10 protein-coding genes and 1 pseudogene are annotated in these 12,824 nt (G+C 71.2%); 2 read left to right on the top strand and 9 right to left on the bottom strand.

What is annotated here, in order from left to right; genetic code table 11:
* Nucleotide 1 precedes the first annotated feature (1 nt).
* From MILUP08_RS14935 to MILUP08_RS14915, 5 genes are all read right to left on the bottom strand, one after another.
* A complete protein-coding gene (locus MILUP08_RS14935) occupies nt 2-3,949 on the bottom strand; it encodes a ThuA domain-containing protein (protein WP_007459038.1) in 3,948 nt (1,315 codons plus the stop codon).
* Nucleotides 3,950-3,967: 18 nt separating this feature from the next.
* Nucleotides 3,968-4,972 (bottom strand): multicopper oxidase domain-containing protein, encoded by a 1,005-nt coding sequence (locus tag MILUP08_RS14930; protein WP_007459035.1) that lies wholly within the window; start codon nt 4,970-4,972, stop codon nt 3,968-3,970.
* A 234-nt stretch (nt 4,973-5,206) separates the two neighbouring features.
* Nucleotides 5,207-6,046 (bottom strand): amino acid ABC transporter ATP-binding protein, encoded by an 840-nt coding sequence (locus MILUP08_RS14925; protein ID WP_007459034.1) that lies wholly within the window; start codon nt 6,044-6,046, stop codon nt 5,207-5,209.
* A gap of 5 nt (nt 6,047-6,051) precedes the next feature.
* Complete coding sequence (locus tag MILUP08_RS14920; RefSeq protein ID WP_007459032.1) at nt 6,052-6,846, bottom strand: amino acid ABC transporter permease; 795 nt, start codon at nt 6,844-6,846, stop codon at nt 6,052-6,054.
* Nucleotides 6,847-6,922: 76 nt separating this feature from the next.
* Nucleotides 6,923-7,741, bottom strand: a complete 819-nt coding sequence (locus MILUP08_RS14915; protein ID WP_007459030.1) for a basic amino acid ABC transporter substrate-binding protein — start codon at nt 7,739-7,741, stop codon at nt 6,923-6,925.
* A 354-nt stretch (nt 7,742-8,095) separates the two neighbouring features.
* Here MILUP08_RS14915 and MILUP08_RS14910 point away from each other — a divergent pair.
* Nucleotides 8,096-8,488, top strand: a pseudogene (locus MILUP08_RS14910) (helix-turn-helix domain-containing protein); the annotation flags it as partial.
* A gap of 250 nt (nt 8,489-8,738) precedes the next feature.
* Here MILUP08_RS14910 and MILUP08_RS14905 read toward each other — a convergent pair.
* The 3 genes from MILUP08_RS14905 to MILUP08_RS14895 form a co-directional block, all read right to left on the bottom strand.
* Nucleotides 8,739-9,647 carry a hypothetical protein gene (locus MILUP08_RS14905; RefSeq protein WP_039906041.1) on the bottom strand — a complete coding sequence of 303 codons (909 nt, stop codon included), beginning with the start codon at nt 9,645-9,647 and terminating at the stop codon, nt 8,739-8,741.
* Between the two features lie 83 nt (nt 9,648-9,730).
* Nucleotides 9,731-10,393: a response regulator gene (locus tag MILUP08_RS14900; protein ID WP_007459026.1), complete on the bottom strand. Its 663-nt coding sequence runs from the start codon at nt 10,391-10,393 to the stop codon at nt 9,731-9,733.
* Nucleotides 10,390-11,508, bottom strand: a complete 1,119-nt coding sequence (locus MILUP08_RS14895; RefSeq protein WP_007459025.1) for a sensor histidine kinase — start codon at nt 11,506-11,508, stop codon at nt 10,390-10,392. The genes MILUP08_RS14900 and MILUP08_RS14895 overlap by 4 nt, the downstream gene beginning before the upstream one ends.
* Before the next feature lie 219 nt (nt 11,509-11,727).
* On the opposite strand from MILUP08_RS14895, the gene MILUP08_RS14890 reads away from it, so the two are divergent.
* Nucleotides 11,728-12,165 carry a DUF6223 family protein gene (locus tag MILUP08_RS14890; protein ID WP_007459022.1) on the top strand — a complete coding sequence of 146 codons (438 nt, stop codon included), beginning with the start codon at nt 11,728-11,730 and terminating at the stop codon, nt 12,163-12,165.
* A gap of 7 nt (nt 12,166-12,172) precedes the next feature.
* Here the strand turns inward: MILUP08_RS14890 and MILUP08_RS14885 are convergent, their stop codons facing one another.
* Complete coding sequence (locus MILUP08_RS14885; RefSeq protein ID WP_039906038.1) at nt 12,173-12,550, bottom strand: hypothetical protein; 378 nt, start codon at nt 12,548-12,550, stop codon at nt 12,173-12,175.
* Nucleotides 12,551-12,824 lie beyond the last annotated feature (274 nt).

Genomic DNA, 12,824 nt, shown 5'->3' with positions numbered 1-12,824 from the left:
CCTAGAGTTCCCGCACGCGGATGTTGCGGAACTCGGTCAGGTCGTTGTCACCGTGGTTCTGCAGGCCGATGAAGCCGCTCAGGAACTGCCGCAGGTCGGTGGGCGGGTCACCGGCCCGGGAGGACTCCTTGCCCGGCGTGTTGTCGAACTCGTTGATCACCACGCCATTACGGATCATCGTGTAGTGCTGCCCGACCACCCGGATCTCGTAGTCGTTCCACACGTTCTTCGGCGTGACGCCGGCCTGGGCGAGCGGCACCGGATCGAAGTTGTAGACCGAGCCGGTCTTCTGCGGCTCGCCGGTCTCCCCGTCGTAGATCTGGATCTCGTGTCCGCAGTAGATCGCCATCCAGGCCGGCGAGGTCCGGGCCGACCCGACGGTGCCGCAGCTCCCCGGCGGTCGCTGCTCCAGGGGCGTACGCAGGTCGGGGAACCGGATGAAGACGCCGGTGTTGGCGCGGCCGGTGCCCGGCGCGATGTCGCGGAACTGCACCTTCAGCGAGAAGTCCGCCAGCTCCCTGGTGTGCCAGAGCATGCCGAGGCCGCCGCTGGAACGCAGTGCGCCGTCCGGCTGGATGCTGAACGACCCCGTCGGCGCCTGCTGCCAACCGCGCAGCGACTCGGCGGTGCCGTCGTAGAGCGGCTCGTATCCGGTGCGCCCGTCCCGGCCGATGTCGGACGCGGCGGCCAGGCGGGTGAGCGTGCCCGCCTCGCGGGCGTTGAGCAGACCGTCGTCCTGCAACGCGCCTGTCACCGCGCTCACGTGCCTGACGAAGGCGTTGTGGTCGGGCCAGGTGCTCTCGTCGTCGATCAGGTCGTTGATCGTGCAGCCCTGCCCGACCGTACGGCTGGGCACCGCGGTGTCCGTGTCGCCGAGCCACACCGTGGCCCGGGAGTCCGGCACCGCGCAGCCGACCGTGACAGTGGTCTGCACCGTCGCCGTCTCGCCGTCGGCGTACGTGACGGTGAGCTTCGCGGTGTAGGTGCCGACCGTGGCGTACGTGTGGCGGGGGTCCGCCTCGGTGGACGTGCCGCCGTCGCCGAACTCCCACCGGTGGCTCACGCCGCCGGACCGGGAGCCGGTGAAGGCGACCGTCAACGGCTTGTTCTGCACGGCGACCGAGGTCGCCGCCGGCGCCGGCGTGGGCGCCCCGCCGGTGTAGGTGATCCGGATGAGCTTCTGGTTGGGGTGCAGGCTGAAGAACCCGCCGCCGTAGTCGAGCAGGTAGAGCGCGCCGTCCGGGCCGAACTTGGCGTCCATCCAGCTCTGCAGCCGGGTGTCGCCGTTGCCGCTGGGGATGATGGCGCGCAGCGACTCGGCGTACACCGGCGGGGTGGCCGTCGGCACGCCGGCGGGGTCGACGGTGACCGCGACCCGGTTGGCGGCGTTCGACTGGTCGCCGATGAACCACTTCTCGTCCCAGTACGCCGGCCACGCGACTGTGCTGTTCGGGTCGACCCGGTCACGGTGGTAGGTGGGGCCGGACATGATGGCCTGCCCACCGCCGCGCAGGTACGGCTGGGTGTAGGTGGCGTCGGCCGCGACGTACGTCGGGAGGCCGCTGCCGTCGGTGCGCTTCGGGAAGACCGGGCCGCCGCCGTCCGGCGAGTACCAGATCATGTTGTCCCGGGCCGCCGGGATGTCCGCCAGTCCGGTGTTGCGCGGGGACTCGTTCTTCAGGTTGCCGCAGTCGTACCAGCCGGTCAGCACCGTCGCGTCGGTGCTGCTGCGGTCCCGGTACGGCTGCCGGTTGCCCATGCAGTACGGCCAGCCCTGGTTGCCGGCCGAGGTGATGATGGTGGCCGTCTCGTACTTGGCCGGGCCCAGGGTCGGGCTTGGCGACGCGGCGTCCGGGCCGACCCAGCCGGCGGTCAGCCACTGGTGCTCCGGGTCGACCTGGAGGCGGGCGATGTTGCGCACGCCCATCACGTAGATCTCCGGCCGGGTCTTCTCGGTGCCCGGCGGGAAGAGGTTGCCCTCCGGGATGGTGTACGTGCCGTCGGCCTCCGGATGGATCCGGATGATCTTGCCGGCGAGGTCGTTGGTGTTGCCCGCCGTGCGACGGGCGTCCTGGAACGAGATGCCCTGGTACTCCTGCGTCCAGTTGTTGCCGGAGTAGCCCTGCGACCCCTCGGAGGAGTTGTTGTCGCCGGAGCCGACGTAGAGGTTGCCCTTCGCGTCGAACGCCATGCCGCCGCCGGCGTGGCAGCAACTGTGGATCTGCACCGGGAACGTCAGCAGGTCCTTGCGGGTGGCCTGGTCGATGGTCTGCGCCTCGCGGTCGTAGGTGAACCGGGAGACGGTGCGCTGCCCGACCCGCTGCACGCGGTCGATCGACTCGTGCGGCATCCAGTAGACGTAGAGCCAGCCGTTGTCGGCGAACTTCGGGTCGGGCACGATGCCGAGCAGGCCCTCCTCGTTCTTCACCAACTCGGAGCCGCTGCCCCGGTTGCCCATCACCTCCAGGGTGGTGAGCAGCTTGACCTGCCTGGTCCGCGGATCCCAGGAGTGGATGGTGCCGCAGCCCAGGCCGACCTTCGGGTCGTTCCAGTCCGCGATCGGGCCGCTCGGGCAGGCCGCCTTGCCGACGTAGAAGACGGTGCCGTCCGGCGCGATGGTCAGCCCGTGCGGCTCGCCGATCTGGTCCAACTGCCCGGTCTGGTTGGCCGCGGTGAGCCGCTCCACCTTGTAGTTCGCGGCGATCGTCGCCTGGCAGTCCCCGCGTACGCGGCCGGTGGTCCACTCGAGCGCCCCGGCCAGGTGCGTGCGGAACGCCTCCTCGCCGTAGCTGCCCTCGGTGTGACCCATGCCGGTGTAGAACGACCGGCCACCCTCGTAGTCCCGGCACCAGGACACCGGGTGGAACGGGCCGTTGGCGCCCGGTCCCGGGTCGTAGTGCCGCTCCTCGACCTGGGCGAGCGTGTGCACCGCGCCGATCGGGTTCGGGTCCCAGTTGTCCCAGCGGTCGGAGCGGGTGATCGTCAGGGGCAGCGACGCCGTGGCCGGGTGTTTGCGGTCCAGGATGTCGACCACCGCCCGGTTCACGGGGGTCGGCGGCGGCGCGGTGGCCGTGCCGGTGAACAGGCGCAGGTCGGCCAGCTGGATCAGCGGCTCACCGCTGTTGGCGGTGATGTTCAGCCGGTAGCGGGTGAACTCCTGCGGCGTGGCGATGTCGAACCGGCGGGTCTGGAACCGCTCCGCGAAGGTCTGGTTGGTGCGCCGGTCCAGATCGGACCAGCTCTGCCCGTCGTTGGAGCCCTGCAGGGTCCAGTCCTTCGGGTCCCGTCCGACGAAGTCGTTTGCCGACGTCAGCGCGTACCCGGTGATCCGCTTCGGCGCGGCCAGCTGGTACGCCACCCACGCCGTCGGGGTGCGGACCAGCCACTTGGTGTTGGCGTCGCCGTCGGTCAGCTTCTCCTTGCTCTCGGTCGGCGGGTTCTCGCCGCTGGCGGTCACCGCGGCCACCGGCTCGGCGACCGGGATGGCACCCGCCGGGCGGGCGCCGATCAGGCCGGCGAACCAGGTGGAGTCGACCTGCGCGCGGGCGGCGTCGGCGATGCCGACGAAGCCGCCGCCGGCCTTCAGGTAGCCCTGCAGCGCCGACTCCTGGTCGCGGTTGAGCGCGGCGCCCGTCGCGGAGAGAAACACCACGCTGCGGTACGCGGAAAGCCCGGTCTGCGTAAAAACGCCCGGGTCCGTGGTGGCCGTGACATCGATGTCATGACTGACCGCAAGCTGTCGGATGGTGTCGACGGCGCGCGACACCGGGTCCTGCTGCTCGGCCACCGGCCCGTGGAACACGAGCACGGCGGTCCTGGGTGCCTGTGCCGCCGGGGCGGCTGCCGCGGGTCGCGGCGCGGCGGTCGCCGCCGTGGCCGTGGCCGCGCCCGGAATCAGTGTGGCGAAGGCCGCTACCGCGGCGAGGGCTCGTCGTACGTCTCTGGTCATCCCCGTCCCCACTTTCGGTCAGCTTCCGTGCGTGTGGGTGTGGCCCTGGAACCGGTGGATCGCCTCTTCGGCGCCGGGGGGCATGCTGCCGTCGGCGTTGCGGACCAGGAAGATCCCGGCCATGCCGCCGTCGGAGTGGTTCTGCACGTGGCAGTGGTACATCCACGCGCCGGGTCCGACGCCCTCACCGGCCAGCACCTGGAACCCGAACGAGCTGCCCGGGTTGAGGTCCTTGTTGTCGATGACCAGGCTCGGGTCGGCCGGTCCCTCCAGCATTCCGGTGCGGTTGTCCGCCCAGCGGTGCGCGTGCAGGTGGAAGGTGTGGAACAGGTTGCCGTGCCCGATGGCGAGCCACTCCACCCGCTGGCCCAGGTTCGCCTCGAACATCGGCGTGTCCGGGGCCATCCGGTTGTTGATCGTCATGTCGTGGAACACGACTGTGAACTGCTTGTCCGGCAGGATGTCGCCACGGCGGCGGACGATCAGGGCCCCGTACAGGCCCTTCGCGACTCCGGCGGTGCCGTGGTCGGTGCCCATGGCGTGATCGTGGTAGTGCCAGTAGCCGGCGCTGCCCGGCATGTACCGGCGGCCCGCCGCGGCCACCATCTCGTGGGAGCGCCAGACGTACGTCCGGGTCTCGCCGGGGTTGTTGAACGAGGCGTTGAGCGGGCTGCCGTCCGAGTCGGTGCTGTAGTCCACCCCGTGCGGGTGGATGGACAGCCGCTGGTCGGTGGTGTTGACCAGGGTGATCTCCAGGGTGTCACCCTCGTAGATCTCCAGCACGGGCCCGGGCACGGTGGCCTGCCCGGGCGCGAGGCCGTACCCGAACAGCCCGCCGGGCATCTGCTCGGCATAGATGGTGACCTTCTTGGTCACTCCGGCGGCGGCCCGGGCCGGGCTGCCTCCGAACGCGTCGCCGAGCGTGGGGGCGGACGCCCCCAACGCTCCGGCGGCGAGCGCCCCGGTCGCGATCAGTGATCGGCGGGACAGATGGCGCTGGGAGCCAACGGCGTGATCGTCCATGGGTCTCCGTTCCCGACCGGGCGAAGACACGACGAGGGCAGGGTGCATCGACCGCCGAGCACAAGGCGGCAGCACGACTGAGGTGAGGATCGTCGCGGACTTCGCTCGGAAGACTCAGAACTTTCGATGGATGAACCCAACTTATGTAATCCATCGACGAAAGTACAGGTCTGATTGCAGGAAGATTACCGCGACATCACAACGTACGTCGATTGACCAGGCGTTGTGGCGTGATCAGACGATGTGGCGGCCGTCGGTCGGCAGGCCGGGGCCCTCGGGCGGCGCCGGTGACTCGTCGGGCTGACCGAGCCGCGCCACGCGAGTCGGGTCGAGGACCCGGGCGAGGAACGCGCGGGTCCGCTCGTGCTTCGGCGCGCCCAGCACCTCCTGCGGCGGTCCCTGCTCGACCACGACACCGCCGTCCATGAACACGACCCGGTCGGCCACGTCCCGGGCGAACGCCATCTCGTGGGTGACCACCATCATCGTCATGCCGTCCTCGGCCAGCTTGCGCATGACGGTGAGCACGTCGCCGACCAACTCCGGGTCGAGCGCCGAGGTCGGCTCGTCGAAGAGCATCAGCTTCGGCTCCATCGACAACGACCGGGCGATCGCGGCCCGCTGCTGCTGCCCGCCGGAGAGCTGCGCCGGGAACGCGTCGGCCTTGTCGCTCAGGCCGACACGCTCCAGGTTGGCCCGCGCGATCCGCTCGGCCTCGGCGCGACCGCGCCGCAGCACCCGACGCTGGGCGACGGTGAGGTTGTTCAGCACGGTCAGGTGTGGAAACAGGTTGAACGACTGGAACACCATGCCGATGCCCCGGCGTACGGCGTCGATCTCGACGTCCGGGTCGGTCATCTCGACGCCGTTCACCCAGATCCTGCCGGCGGTCGGCTCTTCGAGGAGGTCGACGCAGCGCAGCAGCGTCGACTTGCCGGAGCCGGACGGCCCGATCACGCAGACGACCTCGCCCTGACCGACCTCGAAGTCGATGCCCTTGAGCACCTCGAGCGCCCCGAAGGACTTGTGCAGGTCGCGGATCTCGACGGCGGGACGGGACGGGGTGGTCGTCATGCGGGTCACCGGGCCTTGGCGTAGCGGAGTTCGAGGCGGCGCACCACCTGGGACAGGGGCAGGGTGATGACCAGGTACGCGAGGCCGGCCACCAGCAGCGGCGTCGCGTTCACCCGGTCGTTGAGCATGTCCCGGCCGAACTTGGTGACCTCGATGGTCGATGCCGTCACGCCCAGCACGTAGGCCAGCGACGAGTCCTTGGTGAGCAGGATGAGCTCGTTCGTCAGCGGCGGGATGACGATCCGGAACGCCTGCGGGATCACGATGGTGCGCATGGCGGTGACGTGCGACATGCCGAGGGTGCGGGCCGCCTCCATCTGCCCCTTCGGCACGGCCTGGATGCCCGCCCGGATGGTCTCGGCCATGTACGCGGCGGCGGTCAGGCCGAGACCGATGGCGATCGAGCCGAACACGCCACCGGGAATCTCCCGCTCCGGGAAGGCGATGGGGATGCCGTACCCGACGAGGAAGAGCACCAGCAGCGCCGGCAGACCCCGGAACAGCTCGATGTACGCGGTCGCCACCCAGCGGTACGGCGCCACCCGGGACAGCCGCATCAGCGCGAGGACGGTGCCGAACACGAGGCCGAAGGCGAACGCGCCCACCGTGTAGAGGATCGTGTTGCGCAGCGCCACGGTGATGATGGTCGGGAACATCGACTCGATGATGTCGACGCGGAAGAACGCGTCGGCCAACCGGCCCCAGTCCGCGGCGACGAGCACCGCGGCGATGATCGCGACGAAGACCAGGTACTGGATGCCGAGGGACAGTCGTTCCCGCTGGCGGCGTCGCAGCTTCACGTCGGCTCGTTGCCCTTCCGGAGTGTGTCGACGGGGAGGGCGCACAGCACGTGCGCCCTCCCCCACTGAGCTTCGATCAGGCGCTCGGCCGCTTGCCGATCCACTTCTCGTAGATCGCGTCGTACGAGCCGTCCTGCTTGGCCTTCGCCAGCGTCTCGTTGATCTTCTTGAGCAGCTCCGGGTTGCCGTCCTTCTTCACCGAGAACCCGTACTGCTCGCCGGTGTCGAACTCGGCGGTCACCTGGAACCCGCCCGGGTTCTTCTTCAGGTACTCGCTCCAGACCGGCAGGTCGTTGACGGCGGCCTCCACCTGGCCGTTGGCGAGCGCCTGCTGCTCGGCGGCGAGGTCCTCGAACTCGACGAGCTGGAGGCCCTTCTCCTTCTCGAACTTCTTCGCGTAGTCACGGCCGGTGGTGGCCGCCTGCACGCCCACCTTCTTGCCCCGCAGGTCGTCGAGCGTCTTGTACGTCTTGCCGGTCTTCACCAGCATCGCCTGGGTGGCGTCGAAGTACGGGTCGGAGAAGTTCATCACCTTCTGCCGTTCGGCGGTGATGGTCATGCCGGCGGCGGCAGCGTCGCACTTGCCGGTGTTCAGGTCCTGACCGGACTTGATCCCCTCGAACGGCGTGTCGATGATCGTCTGCTCGACGCCCAGCTCCTTCGCCACGAGGTCCATCACGTCGACGTCGAATCCGGTGACCTTGCCGCTGGCGTCCTTCGACTGGAACGGCGGGTACGGCAGGTGGGTGCAGACGGTCAGCTTGCCGGCCTCGACCAGCTTGACCCCGCTCGCCTGGACCTCGCTGTCGTCCTTCTTGGCGCATCCCGCGCTCAACGCCAGAGCGGCGACCGCCGCGACGAGGCCGGCCTGACGGACTGCGCTACGGACTCTCACGAGTGTGTCCCTCCGGTTCGGCTCCCGCTGTGACGGGCAGCCAGGTTGGTGCGAAGACGGTGTGACAGGGGACGGTACCTGATTCGACGAACGGTACCCAGATCACGCGGCGTAGCCGCCGTGCTGCGGCGACCATCACAGTCCGTGAACCCGACAGCCGGCCACGAACGGGGGCGAACGGCATTTGAGTATCCGAGCCACCTCGAACGAGTAGGCCGCCGTGCCGGCCGTCGCTGCGCCACCACAGAAGCTGGTAGACGATCAGTGGTACCGCCGACTTCGGAATGGGTGATCAGAACTGACCATCGAGCCGGGTACACCGAGGCGATCCCGGGTGGGAGGGCACGACTGAGGATGGACACCTACCCCACGACACCTCAGATGGCGTTCGCGCAGTTCGTCCGCCAGGCCGTCGACGATGCCCGCGAGCAACACGGTTGGACCGTCGGCGACATCGCGCACCACACCGGCGTGAGCCGCTCGACGCTGTTCCGCTGGCTCGCCGGTGACTGGCAGCGCTACCCCGAGCTGGCGAAGGTCCGCAGCCTCTGCGCCACCCTCGGTCTCTCCATCGCCGCCGCCATCCGACCGCTCGCGATGCCGAACGCCGCCGTGACGCCCCGGGCGCTGGCGGAGGTCGAGGCGGACATCGGCACCATCCGGCGGCGGCTGCTCGACGACGCGGTCCCCGCCGCGGACAAGCGCCAGATCCGGGAGCTTCTCCGCCGTCTCGCCGGCCGCGACCTCCCGGTCGAGGCGCCGTCGCCGTCCACGACCGGCTCCGGCGTCAGCCCGCCCTCCCCGTCGCAGGCGGGCGCGTCGCGCCGGTAGCCCGACCGGGCCGGCCGCCGCAGACCCCGCCGACGTCAGACGTTGCACGACCTCGGCGACCTCAACGCGCGGCGCGACTCCGCCGGGCCGCGGCGCACGGCCCGGCCGACCTGAGCGCGCGGCACATCAGCCTCAACGCGCGGCCGACGTCAACGCGCGGCCGGCGTCAGCGCGCGGTGCGGCCGGGCCGGCCCGGTCCGGTGCCGGAGCGCCGGGTACCGATGCGGGGAGCCCGTACCACCGGGGAACTGCCGACGCCCGGGCGGAAGTCCCGCGCGGCGGCGGACACCATCTCGTCGGGATCGCGTTCGAGCGTCTGCCGGACGTGCGACGGAATGATCTCGGACGTGGCCATCGCCAGCCGCACCTGCACCGAACGATCGTCGACCAGGCCCGCCAGGTCCTCCTCGCTCAACTCAAGCGCGCGGACCAGCGCGGCCCGCACGTCGACCGACGGGTCCGCGGCCAGGGCGCTGCGCTGCGCGGCGGTGGTGCGCGGGTTGCGGGCGAGCCCCTTGCGGACGCGGACGGTACGGTCGGCCAGCAGGGCGACGATGACGTCGGGATCGTGGGTGTGGGTGGCGAGCCGTTCGCGGACCTCGGGCGAGACGTCGTCGACCAGCCGGGCTGCCAGCTCGGGCTCCAGGTCGCGGCTCTCGGCGAGCAGGCCCCGAAGCTCCTTGTCGGGCGCGGCAGCCATCACCCGGCGGACCGACTCGTCGCAGGCCGGGTTGCCGCCGACGGCCCAACGGACCCACCGGTCCGCGTCCTTGACCAGGCGCAGGAGGTTACCGACCGACGTCGCGGGATTGCGCGCCACGGCCTCCCGGACCTGACGATCATGGTCGCGGGTCAACGACCGCAGCGCCTGCGCGGGCGCGTCCGGCCGGCCCGCGACCGCCTTGCGGACCGCGACCGACGCATCGGACGCAAGGTCGATGAGGGTCATCTGTGGCGTTGTGGGGTCGTGTGCGACGGCGAGCCGCGCGTCCGCCCCACCACCGGTCGGACGGTCGGCCGTGGTCCCCGACCCGCTGTCCCGGTCGGCCCCGCCGACGTGCTGCTGCTTGCCCATGGGCGCAATCATGGCACGTGGCGAACCGGACCCCGCGCGGCAAGCCCGGGCGCGGCCGCTGGTCCGCCGCGAGTCGCCGAGGGTCAGTCGTGGCGCGGGGCCACCAGACCCGACTCGTACGCGACGACCACGAGTTGGGCGCGGTCGCGGGCGTGCAGCTTGGCCATGGCCCGGTTGATGTGGGTCTTGGCGGTCAGCGGGCTGATCACCATGCGCGCGGCGATCTCGTCGTTCGACAGGCCCTGGGCGACCAGGACGACGGCTTCGCGTTCCCGGGTGGTCAACTCCCGCAGGCCGTTCGGGGCCCGCAGGTGGCGCGGCTCGGCGACGTACCTGTCGATGAGCCGGCGGGTGATCGACGGGGCGAGCAGCACGTCACCCCGCGCGGCGACGCGTACGGCGTGCAGGAAGTCCTCCGGCTCGATGTCCTTGACCAGGAAGCCGGCGGCGCCGGCGCGCAACGCGTGGAAGACGTGTTCGTCGAGGCCGTAGTTGGTCAGGATGACGACGTGCACCCTGGCCAGGGCCGGGTCCGCGGCGATGAGCCGGGTCGCAGCGATGCCGTCCAGCACCGGCATCTGGATGTCGATGAGCGCGATGTCGGGCAGGTGACGCCGGGCGAGGGCCACCCCCTCGCGGCCGTCGGCAGCCTCGGCCACCACCTCGATGTCCTCCTCGACGTCGAGGAGCGCGCGGAAGCCACTGCGCAGGAGCGCCTGGTCGTCGACGAGCAGGACGCGGATCACGCGGGCGGGCCGACCGGAAGTTCCGCGTGGACGGTGAAGCCGCCCTCGTCGCGTGGCGCCGCGTGCAGGCGACCGCCCAGGGCGCTGACCCGTTCGCGCATCCCGAGCAGCCCGACCCCGGGCGTCGGCGCGGTGGCCAGCGTGGCCGTACCGTCGTCGTCGACGCGGATCGCGAGGGCGTCCGGACGGTAGTCGACGCGGACCGACGCGGTGGCCGCGGCGGCGTGCCGGGCGACGTTGGTGAGCGACTCCTGCACGATCCGGTAGGCGGTCCGGTCCACCGCGGCAGGCACGGCCTGCCGTTCGCCCTCGACGGTCAACGTCGTGTCCAGCCCGGCCAGCCGGGCCCGCTCCACCAGCTCCGGCAAATGTTCGAGGCCGCGCGGCGGGTTCCTGCCGTCGTCGCGCAGGGCCTCCAGGGTCGCGCGCAACTCCCGGCTCGCCTCCCGGCCGGCCTCCCGGATCGCCAGCAGCGCCTCCGGCACCGCCTCGCCCCGCCGGCGGGCCAGGTGCACGGCCACCTCGGCCTGCACCTTGATGATCGAGATCTGGTGGGTGAGGGAGTCGTGCAGCTCCCGCGCGATGTGCAGCCGCTCCTCGTCGGCGCGGCGTCGCGCGGTCTCCTCCCGGGTGCGCTCGGCCTCGTCCGCCCGCCGCTCGGCCTGCCGCAACGCCTCACCCGCGGCGCCGGCGGCGATCAGCCAGGCCACCTCCAGCGCGCCCCGGGCCCGGGCGAACGCCTCCCCCGGCGGCAGGTCCTGTGGCGGGGCGAGAGCGGTGAGGGGAAGAGCGACGAGCATCAGCACCGCGGCGACGACCGTGACGACGCGGTGGCCCGCTCGCACACCGGTGTAGACAGCGAACAGGAAGGCGACGGCCGGCACGTCGAACCCGACCGCCTGGTAGCCCACCGCGCACAGCCCGGTGACGGCCAGGACGGCGACGGGCGCCCGGCGACGCGCCGCCAGCGCCAGACCGCTGGCCGCCAGCAGCGGATAACCCAGCAGGTCGCTGTCGATCGTGGTGTGGTCCGCGGACAGCCCGGCGACCAGCAGCACCGCCGCCACACCGACGGCGATCGCCAGGTCCCGGACACCGGCACGCCCTGTGCTCATGCGCGCACCCTAGCCCGAGGCGCAGCGCGGGCGACTCCTGCGCGCGGATGACCTGGAACTACCGCGCCCGCGGTAGTCGGCCGGCAACTGCGCCGTGCGCGGCAGTCGCCTGCGCCGGTGGCGGCAGCGGAAAAGGCATCCGGCTGCCGGACGACCCGCGGTCGAATCGGCGACAGGATCGAGCGACAACCACCGAGACGTACGACGAAGGAGAAACACATGTTCGCGTCGAGAAACCTGAGGCCGGCCCGTCTGCTGTGCACCGCTGCCACGTCCGCCCTGCTCGGAGGATTCGGGCTCGCCGCGCCGGCCGCCGCGTACACCTCGTCCGCGCCGTTGGCGGCAACCGTGACCACCATGAGCGCCGGACGACTCGGGGCGAGCGTGGCCTCCCTGCTGGGCCTGGCGGGTGTGATCGTCGGCGCGCTGGCCCTGGCCCGCCCGACCAGTCGCGTCGGCACCGGCAGCGGGCTGCTCGGCGCGACAGTGGCGCTGGCGGCGGGGCTGGTCGGCGTGGCCCTCGGCGCGCTGGTGGTGGCGACGTCCGACGGCGGCGTCGGCACCGGCAACGGACTCGGCGGGGCGTACGTGGCCCTGGTGGTGGGGTTGGCCGCCCTGGGCCTCGGCGGGCTGGCGCTGCGCCGCACCCGTAGCTGAGGGCGGGTCAGCTGCCGAACGCGAGGTAGAGCCCCAGGGCGAAGTTCCCGACCAGGATGATGGCCCCGACGACGGCGACCCAGCGCTGCCACCTCGTCCACCGGACCGTACTACGGGAATCGAAGAGGCCCGCCTCCTCTATGCGGACGGCCGCGATCCTGTCCCGTTCCAGGGCGTCCCGACGCCCCGAGGCCACGTTGGCGGTCAGAAGGGCGGCGTTGGCACGAAGCTCCTCGGTGAGAGCCTGCAACGCCTGCGTCATCGAGTCGATCGAGCCGTTGATGTGGCGCAGATGCTCGTCGTGCCCCTGCAGGCGCTGTTCGATGCGCCCGGCGCCCATACCGCGTTCATAGGCGGCGGCCGCGCTCTCGCTGTTCTCCGTCATTGTCGTCGCGTCGCTGGCGCTGGTGGGACGCCGGCCGTGCATTCGTGAGCGCCAGCCATCCGGGCTGACCGGGTCGGGGTTGTGGTGCCTCTGCGATGCACGGTCGGTACCTCCTACTGGCCACGGCAGCGTCGACCGGCTCGCCTGCCCCCACTGTCGACGATGCCGCGGCTTCCACTCGGCGGACTCCCGGGCAGGTCTCCGCCGTCGCCTCGGTGCACCAGTCCTACCACTCGCGGGCCGGAGAATCACCTGCTGAAATCCGACAAAGCCG

It is taken from the genome of Micromonospora lupini str. Lupac 08, assembly GCF_000297395.2.
Lineage (GTDB): Bacteria > Actinomycetota > Actinomycetes > Mycobacteriales > Micromonosporaceae > Micromonospora > Micromonospora lupini.
The sequence above is the reverse complement of the archived record's forward strand: the minus strand, read 5'-3'. Positions and strand labels throughout refer to the sequence as shown.